Below are 18237 nucleotides of genomic sequence, written 5' to 3'. Positions count from 1 at the left end.
TTTTATGGACGCTTCCGCCGCTCCCGCATCCGTGCCCGTTACCGATCAATCCTCGGGGTATTCGGAACGCTGTTATACCTGGCAGCGAATTTTCGATTTGGTGGTGAAGCATAAGCCGCGTCTGGTTAAAGCGCACATTATCGCCTTGTTGGCGATGTTGGCGACCGTACCGCTGCCATTATTGTTGCCGATTCTGGTGGATGAGGTATTACTGAATAAGCCCGGGCCGATTGTCGGATTTTTGCAGACGTTGGTGTCATCAGACTGGTACGGCCCTATCTACTATATCGTCGCCATTACTGTAATCACCATCGTCTTAAGAATGTTGGGGCTGGTTTTCGGCGTCTGGCAAGTGCAGCAATTTACCGTCATCGCCAAAGACGTCACCTACCAGATTCGCCGTGACCTACTGGCGAGAGTGCAGGGCGTTTCCATGGCGCAATACGAAACGATGGGAAGCGGCAGTGTTTCGGCAACGATGGTGAATGACGTCAACAGTATCGATACTTTTCTGGGTACGACGGTCGGTAAGCTAATCATCGCCGTGTTCACTTTGATTGGCGTGAGTTTGGTCTTGTTGTGGCTGCATTGGCAACTGGCTCTGTTTATTTTGCTGTTGAACCCGGTGGTGGTCTATTTCACCATGCGCATGGGGCGTAAGGTCAAAACCTTGAAAAAGGACGAAAATAGCGCGGTAGACGCTTTTCAACAGGCGTTGACTGAGACTTTGGATGCTTTGCAGCAGGTACGCGCGGCCAATCAAGATACTAATTTCTTCGACCGTGTTCGCGGTCATGCCTTAACGATCAAGCAGAATTCCGAAGCCTTTACCTGGAAAAGCGATGCGGCAAGCCGTTTCTCATTCATGATCTTTTTGATCGGTTTTGATGTGTTCCGCGGTGTCAGTATGTTGATGGTGGTGTTTTCGGGGCTGACGATCGGTGAGATGATGGCGGTATTCGGTTACCTGTGGTTTATGATGGGTCCGGTTCAGGAGATGTTGGCGATTCAATACAGCTACAGCGCGGCAAGCGGCGCTTTGCAACGTATTAATGAAGTGTTGGATTTGAAGCAGGAACCGGTTTTCCAAAGTAAGGTCAATCCGTTCGACCAATCAGAGCCCGTGTCGGTGGCGGTCAAAGACTTGTGTTTCCGCTATCCCGGTAAGTCGGAACGGGTACTTAATCGTTTGAACTTCACTATTCAACCCGGCGAGAAACTGGCGTTGGTCGGTGCGAGCGGCGGCGGTAAAACCACCTTGGTTCAACTGCTGTTGGGGTTTTATCAAGCCGAATCAGGGCAAGTGCTGTATGGCGATCAACCTATAGATCAGATCGGGCAAGCGGTGGTACGTCAGCATGTGGCGACGGTTTTACAGCAGCCGGTATTGTTTCATCAAAGCATTCGTTTTAATTTGACGTTAGGGCAGGAGATGGCCGACGAAAAGCTTTGGTATGCCTTACAACAGGCGCAGTTGGATGAGGTCGTCAAATCGCTCGAACAGGGGTTGGATACGATTGTCGGGCGCAACGGCATTAAGTTGTCCGGTGGTCAGCGTCAGCGATTGGCGATTGCGCGGATGATTTTGCAAGACCCTAAAGTGGTGATTATGGACGAGGCGACCTCGGCGTTGGATATGGAAACCGAACGTCAGCTTTATGAAGACTTGGCGCCGTTCCTTGAGAACCGTACGACTTTGATTGTGGCACACCGCTTAAGTTCAATCCGGCAGGCGGATCGTATTATGGTATTCGAGGACGGACATATCATCGAAAGCGGCAGTCATGACGAATTGATCGCTCAAGAGGGGACTTATCACAAGCTGTACCGTTAAGTTTGAGTGTGAAGTAATCCAGATATAAAGATATAAAAAAGGCCGGTATTCGAAAATACCGGCCTTTTTGCTTTGTGGGATTGCGTGAAACGATTACGCTTTGCAGTCTAGGTGATAGGCAACCTGTAACGTGTTCTGCAATAGGGTCGCGATGGTCATTGGACCGACACCGCCCGGAACCGGAGTGATCCAGCTCGCTTTTTCTTTAGCCACGTCGTATTCGACGTCACCGCACAGTGTACCGTCGTCTAAACGGTTGATACCTACATCGATCACAATCGCACCGTCTTTGATCCATTCGCCTTTCACCATGTTCGGGATACCGACACCGACAACGACTAAATCCGCTTCGGAAACCTTTTTAGGCAGGTCTTTGGTTGCACTGTGGCAAATAGTGACCGTAGCGCGCTCATTTAGAAGTTCTAATGCCATAGGAACACCCACAATGTTAGACGCACCGACAACGACCGCATTCAACCCACGTAGCGGAATGCCTGTTTTAGCCAACATGGTCATAACGCCGTGTGGCGTACAAGGGGCTAACTGAGGCATGCGTGTTGCCAAACGACCGACGTTATAAGGGTGGAAACCGTCCACGTCTTTACATGGGTGGATACGTTCGATAATGGTTTCAGGGTCAATATGCGCAGGTACCGGTAGCTGGACGATAATACCGTGAACGGTGTCGTCGGCATTTAGCTTGTCGATTAATGCCAATACTTCTTCTTGTGAGGTTTCCGCCGGTAAAACTTCGGAAACATCGTTAAAGCCGGCTTTTTGGCAAGCGATCTTTTTATTACGTACATACACTTGAGAGGCTGGATCTTCGCCCACCATGATTACGGCTAGGCCAGGCGGATTTTTCCCTTGAGCAACTTGTTGCTCAACTTCTTGTTTAATGGATTCGCGTAACTCTTCTGCAATGGCTTTACCGTCAAGAATCTTAGCAGACATAACATCTCCCAAATGATGTAGAAATTAAAAAAACATTATGATACCCGATTTTATTTCTTTTCTCTCGCTATTGGACTGGATTTGTTGAGCAATGGGTTGTGGGTAAGGAAAAAGCGATTCAAAATAGGAATCAAATACTTAGCTGAAATTGGCCGGAGTCTCTTTTGGGCGACCATAAAAAAAACAATAAATTTTCATAATTTCTGGTTGACAGTACTGGGGGGCGTCTATACAATACGCCCCATCTTCACGGAGTGTAGCGCAGCTTGGTAGCGCACCTGTTTTGGGTACAGGTGGTCGGGGGTTCAAATCCCTCCACTCCGACCATATTCTTTTTGATGCGAATCCTTTTCGGGTCAATAGTCACAAGGTTCGATAGAGCGCCCATAGCTCAACTGGATAGAGCATCGCCCTTCTAAGGCGAGGGTTTCAGGTTCGAATCCTGATGGGCGCGCCATTTACGGTGTGTCGATCAACCACTATGGTGGGTGTAGCTCAGTTGGTAGAGCCCAGGATTGTGATTCCTGTTGTCGCGGGTTCGATCCCCGTCACTCACCCCATTTTTATTTCTATATTAAATCCTACTAAACCAATATCGTACTTAATTCATCACAAGATCGAATTAACTTCTACTAAATCCATTTAGATTATTTTCTGTATTCGTTTTCTGCCATGTTTGTATTTATTGCTAACCGGTCAGAAGAGCCCAGTTTTGTGATTCCTGTTGTCGCGGGTTCGATCCCCGTCATTCGCACTAACTTTATTCTCTTTGTTTTTAAATGTTTATAGTCCATCTGATTGAACACTATATATACTAAAAGACTTGCTAAGAGAAGAAGTGTTTGACTACTCAATTAAAGAGGTCGCCAATAATCAGTTTGTTCTAATTTAAATGGAATACAGCCAAGGAGGCATCGAGTTATTCTTGCGGAAATATTTAGAGAATTTTTAGTTAAACTTGAATTAAAAATTTCTTCTAGAGTAGCTTTGGCGTATCAAAATACAGCATTTGTATTTTTGACAGGGATAAATAGTGATAGAAAATTTAGGGTCAAAGAGCTTGGTTTGAGATGTCTTGTTATCCGTGTTACAGCGCCAGATGTAGGCATTGTAGTTGGCATTGCCACGGATAGGCCTGATCAGTCTACAGGATATTCCTCTGACCTAGTTTACATAGATATTCCTGATTGGACAGATGAACTTGATGCTCAAGTTCAGGGTATTCAGAAAGAGTTAGGGTATTATGAAAATGCAGTCAGGAAGAGAGATTCTGATTAAATCTATATAAAACAATTGTGCGGAAACAAAATTACTTTTTATTTTGACAGCCCTACACATGATAATTACGAATTTGCATGTTAAACAAAAGAGAGATGGTGTGAAGGAACTTAAAAAAGTTGAGGATTTGGTTTTTTCTTTTTTCTGTGAATCCAATGATTTTAATGGGATACCACTTCGCAATATCTCAGAACAGCTCGATTTGGATTATGAGTACTCTATTGATTTGGTGAAGCAACTTGTAGAAGATGAAGTGGTTGCGATTCAATCAAGCTCAAACCCTCATATTATTGGGATTGGACATTATCCTGTTAAGACTCAGTTGGAAATTTTAGAAGATGCAAAGGGCATAGAGGTTTCTAAGCATTCTTATGGTGATTTTGAGTTCGTTACAGAGCAAACTGAATATCCTGTATGTGTCTATCCAAGTCAGCAATATTTGAAAAAGCAACGAGATGTTAGTGGTTTCGGGTATGCAAAATACACGGTTGAGTTGGCACAAGCAGAACCGCAGTTGAGCTTTAGGTATTTTGAAACAGATATTTTGGAGCGCTATTCTGGTGATCCTAGGTACGATTTCGAATTCGAAGATTTTAGTGGCAGGATCTCCTGTAACTATGACGAGTCTGGTAATGCTATTCTGAGAGAAGAAGATCAAATTTTTTTAAAATCATTTGGACTTGGGTTTGACTCTACATCAAGTAGAGTCATAGCCGTCTTGCTATGCGATTTAGGCCGACTTTCGGCTGAACACCAAATTTTTTGGAGTACCAAGGAAGTCCCATTTTCAGAATGCAAAGTTTTGGGAGATTATTACGATAATATTATTCAGGGTAACTGGATAACTTCCAGATCAGTTTTTTCTGCTTTGATTGATGAAATAAATGCAATTCACAAGCTGACTTCATCAATTTTCGGTGTTCCTCTTTTTCGTAAGGAATTGGATGGGGATAATAGGCCGAGAAACTTCACATTTTTCTTTTCTCCGACTTCTAAGAATTATTATGAATTCATTAACTTGCTCGATAAGTTCCTTTCAGAAAATATAAATAGATCCTTTTTTAAAGGAAAGATAGATTTGGAAGAGTTGATACCTTTAGATGACAGCACATTTGAACGTAAACAAAAAGGGACTCTGTCCTTGCTAGAAGAGTGGATAAGTAAGTTTTTTAGATATCCCGACGAAAATATACCAAAAGAAATAATGAAATCTTTAAGAAAGGTTAGAAGAGAAAGGCAGCTTCCCGCACACAAAATTATTGACAATAATTACGATCCTTCATTAGTTGAGTTGCAAAAAAATATAGTGGAGGAATGTTATCTATCTTTAGGTAGTATCAGAAGGAATCTTCAAACTCACCCAAAAGCAAAGAGTGTAGAGTTAAGTAATAATTTGGATCGGGATAACGTTAAATATTTTTAATTTATAACGTTCTAGTTCATCACCCAATTACTTTGAAAGAGTTGATTAAATCAATGGGGGATGATCCGTCTAAATCGCTTAAAACCGTTCCCAAATTTAACTAATTTGTGAGGCTGGTCTAAATATAAGTCATTGATTTTTAAATATAATTATTGGTGTTTTGATTCCTGTTGTCGAGGGTTCGATCCCCGTCATTCGTTCCATTTTCCTAAGCATCTTTCTTTTAAAAGACTATTTTCTTTTGCTCTTCTGCTAAAAGCTTTAAGACATTTCTGATTAGTTTAAGTATTCAAACGACGCCCAAGAATTTTTGGTTTCTGTAAGGTTGGATTCTTTAGAAGGATTAGCCAATTTTTTTTATTGCGGTGTGCCAGCGGCTATTTCTGAATACGAAGTGACTTGATTGCGTCCTTGATTTTTTGAAACATAAAGCGCTTTGTCGGCTTGTGCAAGCAATGAGTCAATATTCGAGTCTTCTCGTTTACTTTCAACAACCCCCAGACTGGCGGTAAACTGAATTGACAACTGCTCTTGTTTTAGCTCGATTTGACTGATTTTTTGGCGAAGGGTTTGAGCAATATTAACCGCAGCAGCTTCTCCAGTATTAGGCAAAAGCACAGCAAATTCTTCTCCTCCTAACCGGCCGATGATATCTGTTGAGCGAAGGTTGTTTATAAGCGTGTCTGCAAAAGCTTTTAGGGCCTGGTCTCCCAAAGCATGGCCATAAGTGTCATTGAGTTTTTTAAAATTATCTATATCGAGCATAATCAAACTCAGCGGATTTTGTTGCCGGAAAGCCAGCTTCAGTAGCCGTTGGCCATAATCAAAAAAAGCACGGCGGTTATTGAGTTGAGTGAGTGGATCGATATAAGCTAATTTCTCAGCGCTTTCTTTGGCAAGCTCTAGGTCATGTGTCCGAGCTTTAACCTTTTCATCCAGCTCTTGGTTAAGTTCTAACAATTCGTGCTGGTGTTCGTTTAATCGCTGAATCATTTGGTTGTAACTGTCTTTTAAAATGAGCAGTTCATTTTTATCTGTCCAGTGAATAGCCAAGTCGATCGGTTGCGGGGATTGTGTGTTTTGTCGGCGAATTTTGTGGGTAAATTCTTCTAGAGGTCGCCCTAAGTATTTTTTGATAAAGAAATAAATGATAAACCAAAGTGCGAAAGTTTTGATTAAGGAGTTTATCAATATGAGAAAGAAGCCGTATTTGACTCGCTCAAAGACCAATCTGTCATTTGAATAAAGCGTTACCTTTCCCAAGGGAATATCATCTTTAAACGCCGGTCCTTGATAATGAATAGGGAACTCGTGATCGAAAAGTGATTTAGCGCCCAAGCCGAAGAGTTTTTGTTCTGTGGGTTGGCCTTTCGAGTCATAATAATTGACCTGCTTTTGCTCATTAAGCACCGCACCGATTTGCATATCCATTTTGTGGTCGAGAGATTCGATTTTTACACCTACCACGATGGGAAGGTTGTACATGCCTTGTAAAATCGATTGCAGTAACTCTTGATTATAGGTCCAGACCGAATCGGAAATTCCCTTGCCGAAGGTGGCGGGCAAGGTTTGAATTTCTTCATAAAACTCTTTTTTTGTGTTTTCGTACTCTTTGTATAGCTGAACTACCGTGACCAGAACCGCCACCAAAAAATAAAAGCCAAAGATCACGAGCAATAGATGCAGCGCAATAGATTGGCGATAACGGTTCAATAAAGCTCGCATTTAACAAACCATAGTTTATTGGGTTTGCCAATCTTGAATGCCATAACGTTCCAGCAATTTGTTTAAACGGCCATCTTGACGCATTTTTAGAGTTTCTTCAGACAAGATTTTGGCATACTCTGCGGATTTAGGGTTTTTAGGCGAAAAACTGCTGTAAACATCAATGATCACGCTGGTGGTGCCGGAGACTTTTATTTGGTCAGACTTGCCTATTTGTTTGGCCTTGTATTCCAATACGCTTTTGTCTTCGATAACTGCGGTTAGGCGACCACTGATAAGCATTTCAAGCAACCTTTCTAAAGGTTTTTCTCCGGTAATGGCCAGGACGTTTTTGGGGTTTTGATTAATATAATCCATCACGATCGGATCAACATAGTCATACCCTTTAATAACGCCGATCATTTTAGCCTGTTCAAGTGAGTCTTTCCCTGTATAGTGCCAGTCTGAGTCTTTACGGCTGAAAAAGGTACTGTTGCTTTTGCCTAAAGCAAAGTCAGGAAACACGAAATCAGGGGCTTCTTCACGAAAGCAGGCCATGGTACCGTCAAGTTTGCCTTCTCTTACCAGTTGCAATCCACGAGAGTAAGAAACTTCGACGAACTCGACCTTGTGTCCTCTTTCTTTCATGGTTTCCACCAGTAAATCACCCAAATATCCAACCTTGCCTTGGTTTTGACTTGCGATGCAATCGTAAGGACACCATTCATCCGTCGCGATTCGAAGCGTATCTGAAAAAACATAAGTGGGAACAAGGGCGATAAGACTTGCAAATAGTAGGCTGAAAGTCAGAGAGGTTTTTGTTTGCTTGGTTTGAGGGTGCATTGCCGCGTTCCAATAAAATAAGTTCCGGCCATTATAAAGTCTGTACTGGAATAGTTCCATAAGAGTTCCATAAGAGTTATATGGATATGGATTTGACGGTTAGAACCCAAGATTGTGAACCTCGTTGTTGCGGGTTCAATCCTGTAATGAATTAAGAATGATATTGATTTGGTGCAGGGTGAGTGACGGGGATCGAATTAACTTCCACTGAATCCGATTGGATTATTTCTGTATTCGTTTTCTGCTATGTTTGTATTTACGGCTAACCGGCAAGACCCGTTCATTTTGTTTTACCTGCTTTCCTTACTTAACTATCTGATTATTTTTTGATTTTACTTAAAGTCTATTTGTGCTTAAATTAACGGGTGTCTATATTACTTACATTTTGTAGGGTTGGTTTACGCGAAACACGTAAGCGTGTTTAAGCAAGTGCTTCAAATGTTCGGTTGGGTGTTAAGGTCAGCTGATTCAGGTTTTTTGCAACGAATGTAAACGGCTTTTTGTTCTTAAAAGTGTAGCTTTAAAGGTGAGGAGTGGTTATGTCTTTGATCAATTGTCCCGAGTGTGACGGTAAAGTCGCCACCTCTGCAAAAGCTTGTCCTGCGTGTGGGGCTGTCATCGTAACTGTGAATGGAAACGAATGGTCGCAACTGAATGCGAATTATAAATTGATGGTTTACATCGGTTATTTGTTTGTTTGTTTTGCGCTTTCTTTGGCCGTCGTTGAGTTTTTCGGTTGGGCGTTCAGTGACGTTAGGATTAATTTTATTCTTCCTGTCGGCTTTTACTGGTGGGTGCTTGGGTTGCTGACCCTTGGATTGTATGTATCTTTAATAAAAGCGCTCAAAAAAGGCGAGATGAACACTTAAAACCGTGGCCGTATAAATTATCTTAATTTTTTATCGGACGTAATGGCCTGATTGGTGGGATTAAGTCTGCCTGATTTCTTTTTTATTTGTCCTTTTTGTTTGCTTCAGTCTATTTAGTTATGTCTTTGTTTGTCCGCTCTATTCCATTGATTTTATAAGGTTTATGGTTTTTCGGATCGAATAACGCTGTTTGATTAATCGTGTTAGAATCGAAGGACTATCCGTCCTATTAATCAAAGGTGATTTATGTTCGAAATCGCAAAGCAGCGTCTTGAGCCCGTCTTTAAATTCATCGACGTCGATGAAGAAGTCTTTACCCGTCTTTCCGTTCCCAAGCGTTCCATTGTTGCCAATATTCCTGTCCGTATGGATGACGGGAGTCTGCGTGTGTTTACCGGCTATCGTGTTCAGTATGACGATACCCGTGGGCCGACTAAAGGGGGGATTCGTTATCATCCTAGAGTGAATTTGGATGAAGTCACTTCGTTAAGCTTTTGGATGACGGTTAAATGTGCGGTCGCGGGTCTGCCGTTTGGCGGGGCTAAAGGCGGCGTTACGGTTAATCCTAAAGAACTGTCTTTGTTGGAGGTTGAACGGCTTTCCCGTGGATATATTCGTGCGTTTGCGGATGTTCTAGGTGGTAACCGTGATATCCCGGCACCGGACGTCTATACCAATTCGACCATTATGGGATGGATGGCCGATGAATATTCGGTTATTGCCCGTCGCCAGGAACCCACGATTATTACGGGTAAACCGCTGCACTTGAATGGTTCGCAGGGACGTGAATCGGCAACCGGTCAGGGAGCCTTGTTCGTTTTAAATGAATATGCCCAACATCAAGGTTGGAATGTTTCTCAGAAGACGGTTGCGATTCAGGGGTTTGGTAACGCCGGTTATCACTTTGCCCGATTGGCTAATGTGATGGGGTATCGCGTGGTTGCCGTGTCTGATTCCAAAGGCGGAATTTACGATCCTAAAGGTTTGAACGTAACCGATGTGTATGAATATAAAGTGTCGAACAGTGAATTAGCATCGGTGTATTGCGAAGCGTCGGTATGTAATAAGCTCGAATATGAACAGATCACGAACGAAGAGTTGCTGAAATTAAATGTCGACGTTTTGGTATTGGCGGCGATGGAGAATCAAATCACGCAGTTGAATGCCTGTAACATTGAGGCCAAAGTTGTGTTGGAAATTGCGAATGGTCCGGTAACGCCACAGGCGGATGAAATGTTGGAAGAGAAAGGGATTGCGGTGATACCGGACGTGTTGGCGAATTCGGGCGGGGTTACGGTAAGTTATTTTGAGTGGGTGCAGAATAAGGCCGGATTTTATTGGGAAGAGCCCGAGGTCTTAGAGAAATTACAAAAAATTATGAGTCGTGAATCCAACTTGGTGTTTGATTTGTCGAATAAGTATCAATGTTCGTTGAGAACTGCGGCTTATATTCATGGTGTGGAGCGTTTAGCGGGGGCAATCGATCAACGAGGCAACCGTAAAATGTTCAGCCGGTCTTGTTAAATTGGATGATTGCCGTCTAGAGATAGCGGCAATTATGCCTAGGTCATAAACGAATTATATCCTTTATTTTTTTAATGTTAATTGGGTTTTCTAGTAGAATGTCCCAGTTTACATGTGCTTGAAATTGCGAGATATTTTCTTACATTAGAGGAAAATATTATGAGATAAGTATTTATTGGACTCTGTTAAGTGCTTATTTCGTACAAAACGTTACAATTTAAACAAAGCGTTACAATTGAAATGGCGATGTTCCGATTTGTTTGGGTTTTATTTTGAGTTTTTCGTGTTTAGTTAACATTTTTTGTTTTTTTATTTTTGGCCTTTATATAAAAAAACACGAATAATTTTCTTAGTTTTAAGCTGTTCTTATGTCTAGTATCCGGGGAGTGATTATGACAATACGTACCAAGTTAATTTTATCTTTCGCCTTAATGTTGTTGTTAACAGCCATTTTGGGCGGGGCCGCATTATGGGAAACGAAACGACTGTCGGCATCGCAAGATTTAGTGGTGAATGATCGTCTACCGAAGTTGATCGCGGTTGAGCGAATTATTATTTTCGAAACTCGTATACAGCAAAATATTCGTGAGTATTTAATTCAAACGGACGCAGCTGAAAGACAAAAATTATTGGATCGAATTGCCGAGTACCGCAAAGAGAATGCGGATTTACGGAACTATTTGGAAGAATCGATTGCATCCGAGCAAGGTAAGAAGTTATTGGGAGATTTGATAAAAGCCAACGTAGATTTGGTTGAAACCAATAATATGATTGTCGAATGGGTTCAAAACGGTTATTTGGAGTCTGCGGCTAAATCGGTGGTTGCTCCGGAAACCCGTGAAAAACGTTTGGCTCAGCGTAAGGCTTTGCAGGCATTGGTCGATTATCAGAAAGAGCTAGCTAGAGAAAGCGGGAAAGAAGGTTTAAATATCGCCAACCAAACGCAATGGCTGGTCGCGGTTATTTTGATATTGTCATTGGCTCTGGGTGTCGGGTTGGTGCTTTATATTTTGAAAGCGGTGGTTCGTCCGATCAACGATATGAAGCAAGTGATGCAAGACATTGTTGAAGACGGAAACTTTAAGCGTCAGTTGGATGTCAGTTCTCAAGATGAAATTGGTTTAGCCTTGATTTCCTTTAACCAATTGTTGAAAACGTTGGAAGAGTCTTTGGAAGAAACCGGGCAAGTGGTATTGGCACTGTCGGAAGGGGATTTCTCTAAGCGAATCAATGGCGAGTACGTTGGTACTTTGAACGACGTTAAGCAGGGTGTGAATACCTCGGTGGAATTGGTTTCGGAAACCATGCAGGGATTGAGTAAGCTGATGCAGTCGATGTCTCAAGGGGATTTCAAGGCTCAATTCAATGCGAATGTGAAAGGTGATTTCCGTCGAATGGCAGACAATGCGATGGACACCATTACCGCACTGGATCAGATTATTTCCGAAGTAAACGCGATTATGGCTCAGGTTGTTAAAGGTCAGTTCGAAGGTCGTGTCGGAGTGGATGCTCAGGGTGACTTGGCGATTTTAAAATCCTCAATCAACAATACGTTGACGAACTTGGAAGATGTGATTGGTAACATCAAAGATGTTTTAAGTGCACAAGCGGAAGGCGACTTTAATAAGACCGTCACGGTTGCTTGTGAAGGTCAGCTGAAAGAGTTGAGCGAGAGTATTGAATTTACAGCCGGTAAAGTCATTCAGGTTGTGAGTCAGATCAGTCAGAGTACCGAAGTGGTATCTTCTGCTGCAAGTGAGTTGGCACAGGGCTCAAGTGATTTGTCTTCACGCGTTCAACAGCAGGCGGCGGCTTTGGAAGAGACTTCGGCCACCATGGATGAAATGGCGTCTACCGTAAACCAGAACACCGAAAATGCGTTGCAGGCGGCTGATATTTCGCAACAGGCCAGCAAAGAGGCCGCGCAGGGTATGTCTGTTATGACTCAGACGATAGAAGCTATGAACGGGATTAAAGAGTCCAGTCATAAGATTGCAGACATCGTTAACTTGATTGACGGTATCGCTTTCCAGACGAACTTGTTGGCTCTGAACGCTGCGGTTGAAGCCGCTAGAGCGGGCGATCACGGTCGCGGTTTTGCCGTCGTGGCCGGTGAGGTACGCGCTTTGGCACAGAAATCTGCCGAAGCGGCCAAAGACATCAAAACCTTGATTGAAGAAAGTGTGACTCGTGTCGAAAACGGCAGTCGTTTGGCTGAAGACTCAGGGCAGTCGCTTGAAACCATTACCGGTGTAATTCACCAGGTTAATGAGATGCTTGGTCATATTGCTCAAGCTTCCGAAGAGCAGTCGACCGGTGTTGAGCAGGTGAATAAAGCGGTAACCGATATCGATCAGATGACTCAGCAGAATGCGGCTTTGGTAGAAGAGTCCGCTTCGGCCGCAGAAGAGTTGACCGAGCAAGCTGACGAAATGCGTTCAGCGGTAAGTTTCTTCAAAATTAAAGGTATGAGCCATCAGCATGTTGCCGCTAGTTTGGCTAAAGCGCATGCTCAGGTTCAAAAGCCGGCTGAAGCTCCGGTTGCAGCATTGCCGGAAAAGGCCAAGCCTGCTCAATCGCAAGCGCCTAAAGCAACGTCTTCCGGAGCGCCGTCCAAAGCGGATAAGACGGAAGACGACGGTGAGTGGGCGACATTCTAGAGTAAACACTATCTGAATGGGTATCTGAGTAAATTTGATACCTAACTTGGAAAGATCTAAAAGGGATGCATTGCATCCCTTTTTTATTTCTGTTGAAAAAAGTGGGGGCTGTCTAGTTTCATGGCAATTCGATTGTCATAACACCTTCCGGAAAGCCTGGTTGTGTTTACATGCGAATTGGGAGTTGATAGCCGCTTAAAAACGCTTGAATAATCGTTTAAATAGACTGTCAGGGCTTCGAAGTATTTTATTAAATGCTGAGTTTTGATGTTTCAATAGATTGGATTTTGCAAGTTGAGTAAAGTTAAGGATGTTGAGCTAAGGCTTACCTAATCTTCAGTTTTTGTACTTCAGTCTTTGTACTTTAGTCTTTGTTTAGAAAAGTCTATAACTCTAATGTTATGCGTGTCATGCGGAATGATGGGCTTTGTAGAATCTTTCAAAATCATCCACCGGAAGCGGTTTCGAGAAATAGTAACCCTGACAAAGTTGGCAACCGACGTTTTTGAGATACAGCGCCTGTTCTTTCGTTTCAACCCCTTCGGCGATGACCGTCATGTCGAGTGTTTGTCCCATTTTGACAATGGTTTCGAGGAAAACACCACCTTCGGAGGTTTCGTAATCGTCGACGAACGTTTTGTCGATTTTAAGATTGTCGATCGGGAACTTCTTGAGATAAGAAAGAGACGAATAACCGGTACCGAAATCGTCCAGAGAGATCGTGATGCCGTGGTCGTGAATCATCTTCAAGGTATTGAGGTTGTTACTGGTCTGGTCTAAAAACAGGTATTCGGTGATTTCAAAATCTATTTTGGATGCATCGGCCCCGGTTTCTTGAAGTATGGATTTGAATTTGGATTCAAAATGGTCGTCAGTCAATTGTTGAGCGGCAACGTTAATGGAAATGGAGATGTCGATTCCCTTGGCTTTCCAGCGTTGCTGTTGCAACATCGCTTCACGCATAATCCATAGGCCGAGTTCGACGATAAAGCCGTTTTCTTCAGCAAGGGGGATGAAGTCGTTTGGCGGAATTATGCCATCCGTTCGCGTGATCCAGCGTATCAACGCTTCGGCACCGACAACCTCACCGGTTTCTACGTCTACTTTTGGTTGATAGTACAGTTCATACTCATCATGCTGCAATGCTCTGCGCATGGCTTTATCCAGAGCGATGCTTTTCTTGACCTCGGTATTCAGTTGTTCGGTAAAGAAGTGGTATTGCGCACGGCCTTTCTTTTTAGCCTCGTACATGGCGATATCGGAGTGCTGCATTAAAGAGATAATATCGGTACCGTCTTTGGGGTAGAAAGCGACCCCGACACTGCTGGTGATATTAATAGGATGAGTTTGTACCACCCAGGTGATGCTTAGGCGGTTCTGGATACGTTCTATGATGTGGGTCAGCTCGGTAATCGAGTTGTAATCTTCTAAAACAATCACAAATTCGTCACCGCCGACGCGTGCTACAAAATCGTTTTCGCTGAGTACTCCCGATATGGTAGTGGCGATGCTTTGTAACAGTTCGTCACCGATGTGATGTCCCAGCGCATCGTTGACGGTTTTAAAGTTATCCAAATCTAAAAATAGATAGGCGAACTCTTTTTGCGAGCGGGAGGCGCCGGCAATCATTCTTTTAAGGTGTTCATTCAGAGCATTACGGTTGGCCAATCCACTCAAAGAGTCGGTACGAGCCATTTTATAAAGCTCTTTTTGTTCCACGTCCAACCTGGAAAAGGTTTGTACCATGGATGATCGAATTGCTTCCAGTTCTTTGATTTTGAGTGCTTTGGGAATGACGCTTTGATAGTAGGCGTATTGGCGTAACTTTTCTAACGGGTTGGCAACGAACGATTTGAGTAGTAACCAGATTAAAAAGATGCTTAAGGCAGGTAAAAGTCCGAAATAGATGAAGAATTTGGTTTTGTTGTAGCTTAGATTTGAGTAGATTTCTTCTTGATCCAGCAAGAAAAGAAGCGTGAGTTTTTTTAGATGTTTGCCTTCGTAAAAACGGATGATACCTTCGATTCCGGTTTTTTGGGTTAATTGATCGTAGGGCGATTCTTCTTCCCAGCTATATATAGAGTCTTTGGTCGGAGCTTTTCGGTAATGGGGATCGGTGGTCATCAACACATCTCGATCGTCGAGAACCATGATTGCTTTAATAAAATCGTTATTCGAAGCGGAACGGTCAAGTAGAGATCTTGAACCCTCGACTTCTTTTTTCTCGCTAATGTTTTTTGAAAGGATGTAGCTGATTTCGGACATGTCGTCTTGCAAGGTTTTTAAGATGACCGATGCGGTTTGATTTCTCTGTTCTAGATAATAGTCGGCGAAGATACTGTATAAGACTCCAATAAGAAGTAGGATGATCAACAGCATAAACTGTTTAATGCTCAGTAACATCTTAAATAAGCCCTCTAGTAGGGAAGTTATCTTTACTCAAGCGGTCCTTCAATTCCGGCGAAATTTCTTTATTAATCCAGATGATGTCTTCAAGGGAGTGCATGAAGTCTTTATAGCTTAATTCAAGCATATACGGCTTAACCGTTTTGTAGAACTCTCTAGGGTTGCGCTGAAGTTCGTCGATAGCTTTATCGACCAGTTTTTTCAGTTCGACAAACTGCTCCTTATGTTTATAGAGTGTTGCTTCGGTTGTAAATAGTGCATCAACAACGAGCAGATCAAGTCCGGTTCTTGTGGAAGCAATTTCTTTAAAGCCTCGTTTCTCTAAATCGACGTTATAAGGGTTATAGGTGATGATCAATGTCGGGTTTTTGGCTTTTTCTGCAGAAAGAGCAGAGGACTTGGCTTGATCTTGGTTGATGTAGTTAATGTTTTTTTCGTGTAAATGGTGCTGCTTAATGAAATCCCTTAACAGAGTGCTGTTAATAGAGTCCATTTCCAGATAAGCATCGATGGTTTTGTTTGTGTTCTGCAGGGTCTCTATCGATACGTTGCTCATAATGATATCCCCACCGTAAGAGCGGTCGAACATCATGACGGGCAAAATCTTATGGTCTTGAGGCGAGATTATGCTGTATTCGTATTGGGTGCCTACGTATGCATCTGAGTTTCCGGACTGGTAGAGGTACATATTCTCGCTTAGAGAAACGACATGCAGGAGTTTGATGTTTAAAGGTTTTAGCCAGCCTTTTTCTTTAGCATAAAAGAGAGGGGTGTAGCCGATCCAGGTGGTGGCTGAAATTTTAAGTTTTTCGGGTTGGCTTGATGTGCATGACGTTAGTAATAGGAGAATACTAATAAACAGGGTTATTTTTTTCATCATGTTTAAGCGGTCTTTGTTAGTCGTAGTTATGCAGATTGTATTCGACATAACCTTTTAAAGTATATGGTTAGTTTAAGGCATCATATCATAGGATTTATCGTTATAGGAGTGATAAATGTCCGTTGAGTGTTGCTTATTACGGACCCCATAAATATACAGAGTTTAATTAGGGGATATAGCCGTTTATAACGATAAGGAATTAGTTGGCGGCATGAAACAAATTAAATAAACGAGTAGTTGAACCGACGCAGAAGAAGGGCGAGTTGAGTTCGTCTGTATGTGAATTGGACGAAAAAAGCGGCATGGAATAAATTGTTTCTTTTTTTATCTTACTGAGGTTTATTCCATTATTTCGCTTAACAGGTTTTTGATTGCCCGTAGGTCATAGTGTTGAGTCGATTGCAGGTATTCCGATGTCTGTTTTGAAATCGTTTCCGTTAAATGAGGCTTGTTCTCTTTTTTTAAAAGAGGGGAAATTCTGGATTCAATATTATTCGGAGCCATGTTTTCTTGTATGAGCTGTTCACTTATTGTCTGATTAAATCGATCTCTTTCAATCTCTTTACATAAAGTCCAAATCGCGAACAGAATCGCTTGTGCGTACTTTTGGTCGTTTTGCAAAAATATCCGCATTTGATTAGCGATCTCTACCTGGGAGGAAACGTCTATATACTTGAGTGTCAGGCGGTTGAGTTCATTCCATCCTTCTTCATTACGTTTAGCGAGTTGCAGGTACATGGGAAGTCGAAGGCGATCTTTGATTGTCAGGTTTTCCGCGCCCAGTGCTTGATAGGATTCCTGAAGTTTTTCACATGCTTGATCGTACTTTTTTTCTTTTTTAAGCGAAGTGGCTTGTTTTAGAAGTTCTTTAGCGGGAGTAGTCGATTCACCGGTATCAGGCTGCTGGTCAAGGAGGGGAGGTGTTTTCGTCTTTACATCGGAATTGGCTGACGAAAATAGGCTTTTTATGAATTTAAACACGTTATTAATCCTTCAATAGAGCCAGGAACTAGAATCCATTCCATTCCTTTTTATCTGACTTTCCCTGAAAAGACCGGAACATAGTTTTCATTGTTCTTCTTTTTGTCTAAAAAAACTATAACGCAAAGAGGCTGTAAGTACCTATTTATTTTGAAAATTTTAAGCAGATTGATAAATAAAAGAGGGTAAATCAAAGTGAAGGGAATGTAAAAATGAAGAGAATCGTTTTTGTGAATTGTCTGGGTAAAAGAAATCGTCTTGTCAGTACAGAAATATTTGTAAGCAAGGATTTCGCTCGGAGAGCAAGTTCTTAAACGGGAGGACGAGGCTCCGGTCTTAGTTAGCGCTGAAGGTGTTCAACTAAATTGTAATTGGTGGAGATGGGCGGAATCGAACCGCCGTCCGGAAAGCATCCACTTAAAACTCTACATGTTTATTTGGTCTATTCATTTAACCTAGATGCTGCCCGACCAGCAGGGATCACACTAAGCGAGTTTGTTAAGTTTAGCGATGGGCACCCAAACACGTACCCGACGCGATCCTATGTAAGTCGATACAGCGACAGGGGCCATAGGCAACTGGCCTGCGCTGCACCAGCGGGAATTAAGCCGCTAGAGCGTAGTTATCGTCGTTTGCAACTATAACTGTTTGAACTAAGATTTACGTGCATTGTTCAGGCACGACATGCATCTTAAGCTTCAGTCTCCCCGTCGAAACCAGTACATCCCCAAATAGAAATGCGTCAATTTGACGTTGTTTAAAAGTCGGCAGGCCAGTTTAAAACTTTAGGCCGTTTGCTTTTAAACGAGAGAAACCTAATATTAAGGTTTCCAAATTTTAAAAGAACTAAACTTGATTAATTCGCGATTTAACCGCCGTTT

General features: G+C 42.6%; 12 protein-coding genes, 3 tRNA genes and 1 other RNA gene. 9 read left to right on the top strand and 7 right to left on the bottom strand.

Annotation, left to right across the window (positions count from 1 at the left end; all coding sequences use genetic code 11):
- The first annotated feature begins 4 nt into the window (after positions 1-4).
- Positions 5-1834, top strand: a complete 1830-nt coding sequence (locus ABY044_RS02830; RefSeq protein ID WP_373017946.1) for an ABC transporter ATP-binding protein — start codon at positions 5-7, stop codon at positions 1832-1834.
- A gap of 93 nt (positions 1835-1927) precedes the next feature.
- Here ABY044_RS02830 and folD read toward each other — a convergent pair whose 3' ends face one another.
- On the bottom strand, positions 1928-2788 hold the full coding sequence (gene folD, locus ABY044_RS02825) for a bifunctional methylenetetrahydrofolate dehydrogenase/methenyltetrahydrofolate cyclohydrolase FolD (RefSeq protein ID WP_373017944.1): 861 nt from the start codon (positions 2786-2788) through the stop codon (positions 1928-1930).
- Positions 2789-3038: 250 nt separating this feature from the next.
- Between folD and ABY044_RS02820 the strand changes: the two genes are divergently transcribed.
- The 5 genes from ABY044_RS02820 (at position 3039) to ABY044_RS02800 (ending at position 5489) form a co-directional block, all read left to right on the top strand.
- A tRNA-Pro gene (locus ABY044_RS02820) sits at positions 3039-3115 on the top strand.
- 53 nt (positions 3116-3168) lie between these two features.
- Positions 3169-3245: transfer RNA gene (locus ABY044_RS02815), tRNA-Arg, on the top strand.
- 27 nt (positions 3246-3272) lie between these two features.
- Positions 3273-3348: transfer RNA gene (locus tag ABY044_RS02810), tRNA-His, on the top strand.
- 427 nt (positions 3349-3775) lie between these two features.
- Entirely contained in the window at positions 3776-4066 is a 291-nt protein-coding gene (locus ABY044_RS02805) for a hypothetical protein (RefSeq protein WP_373017942.1), read from the top strand.
- 100 nt (positions 4067-4166) lie between these two features.
- Complete coding sequence (locus ABY044_RS02800) at positions 4167-5489, top strand: hypothetical protein (protein ID WP_373017939.1); 1323 nt, start codon at positions 4167-4169, stop codon at positions 5487-5489.
- A 357-nt stretch (positions 5490-5846) separates the two neighbouring features.
- Here the strand turns inward: ABY044_RS02800 and ABY044_RS02795 are convergent, their stop codons facing one another.
- Positions 5847-7214: a diguanylate cyclase gene (locus tag ABY044_RS02795; protein ID WP_373017937.1), complete on the bottom strand. Its 1368-nt coding sequence runs from the start codon at positions 7212-7214 to the stop codon at positions 5847-5849.
- Positions 7215-7229: 15 nt separating this feature from the next.
- Positions 7230-8036: a substrate-binding periplasmic protein gene (locus ABY044_RS02790; protein WP_373017935.1), complete on the bottom strand. Its 807-nt coding sequence runs from the start codon at positions 8034-8036 to the stop codon at positions 7230-7232.
- A 539-nt stretch (positions 8037-8575) separates the two neighbouring features.
- Here ABY044_RS02790 and ABY044_RS02785 point away from each other — a divergent pair.
- From ABY044_RS02785 to ABY044_RS02775, 3 genes are all read left to right on the top strand, one after another.
- Positions 8576-8905 (top strand): hypothetical protein, encoded by a 330-nt coding sequence (locus ABY044_RS02785; RefSeq protein WP_373017933.1) that lies wholly within the window; start codon positions 8576-8578, stop codon positions 8903-8905.
- Between the two features lie 246 nt (positions 8906-9151).
- Positions 9152-10429 (top strand): Glu/Leu/Phe/Val dehydrogenase, encoded by a 1278-nt coding sequence (locus ABY044_RS02780; RefSeq protein ID WP_373017931.1) that lies wholly within the window; start codon positions 9152-9154, stop codon positions 10427-10429.
- Between the two features lie 392 nt (positions 10430-10821).
- Positions 10822-13089, top strand: a complete 2268-nt coding sequence (locus ABY044_RS02775; RefSeq protein ID WP_373017929.1) for a methyl-accepting chemotaxis protein — start codon at positions 10822-10824, stop codon at positions 13087-13089.
- A gap of 408 nt (positions 13090-13497) precedes the next feature.
- On the opposite strand, the gene ABY044_RS02770 is transcribed toward ABY044_RS02775, so the two are convergent.
- The 4 genes from ABY044_RS02770 to ssrA all read right to left on the bottom strand — a co-directional run bounded on the left by ABY044_RS02770 (position 13498) and on the right by ssrA (position 18085).
- Complete coding sequence (locus ABY044_RS02770; protein WP_373017927.1) at positions 13498-15492, bottom strand: putative bifunctional diguanylate cyclase/phosphodiesterase; 1995 nt, start codon at positions 15490-15492, stop codon at positions 13498-13500.
- Position 15493: 1 nt separating this feature from the next.
- Positions 15494-16375: an ABC transporter substrate-binding protein gene (locus tag ABY044_RS02765; protein WP_373017925.1), complete on the bottom strand. Its 882-nt coding sequence runs from the start codon at positions 16373-16375 to the stop codon at positions 15494-15496.
- 339 nt (positions 16376-16714) lie between these two features.
- Positions 16715-17356, bottom strand: coding sequence for a hypothetical protein (locus ABY044_RS02760; protein ID WP_373017923.1), 642 nt, complete (start codon positions 17354-17356; stop codon positions 16715-16717).
- A gap of 372 nt (positions 17357-17728) precedes the next feature.
- Positions 17729-18085, bottom strand: a transfer-messenger RNA (tmRNA) gene (gene ssrA, locus ABY044_RS02755).
- Between the last annotated feature and the right edge of the window lie 152 nt (positions 18086-18237).

It is taken from the genome of Thiomicrorhabdus sp. (assembly GCF_041583835.1).
Lineage (GTDB): Bacteria > Pseudomonadota > Gammaproteobacteria > Thiomicrospirales > Thiomicrospiraceae > Thiomicrorhabdus.
Note: the sequence above shows the minus strand (reverse complement) of the source record. Positions and strands in the feature narration are given on the sequence as shown.